Origin of the sequence: Deinococcus alpinitundrae, assembly GCF_009982895.1 — a bacterium.
GTDB lineage: Bacteria > Deinococcota > Deinococci > Deinococcales > Deinococcaceae > Deinococcus > Deinococcus alpinitundrae.
This window is the reverse complement of the sequence record NZ_WXZL01000222.1, coordinates 1-276: the sequence shown is the minus strand read 5'-3', so window position 1 is coordinate 276 and position 276 is coordinate 1. Positions and strand designations below refer to the sequence as shown.

The window sequence follows — 276 nt, the reverse complement described above, 5'->3', positions numbered from 1 at the left end:
AACATTGCTCAACAAACATATGCGAAATTCAAAGCGATCGCAACACCAGAACAATTAGCTAAAGTAAAAGTATTAATTGATCAATATGTTGCAGATGGCAATAGAATGATTGATGAAGATGCGACATTAAATGACATCAAACAACACACGCAATTCATTGTTGATGAAATTTTAGCAATTAAATTACCAGCTGAAGCGACGAAAGTATCACCAAAAGAAATTCAGCCAGCTCCAAAAGTTTGTACGCCTATTAAAAAAGAAGAGACACATGAATCG

1 protein-coding gene is annotated in these 276 nt (G+C 34.4%); it reads left to right on the top strand.

All coding sequences use genetic code 11. The annotated features are described in order from the left end of the window. Positions 1–276: hypothetical protein (locus tag GUI70_RS25630; RefSeq protein ID WP_161884563.1), on the top strand; the 276-nt coding region annotated here is incomplete at both ends.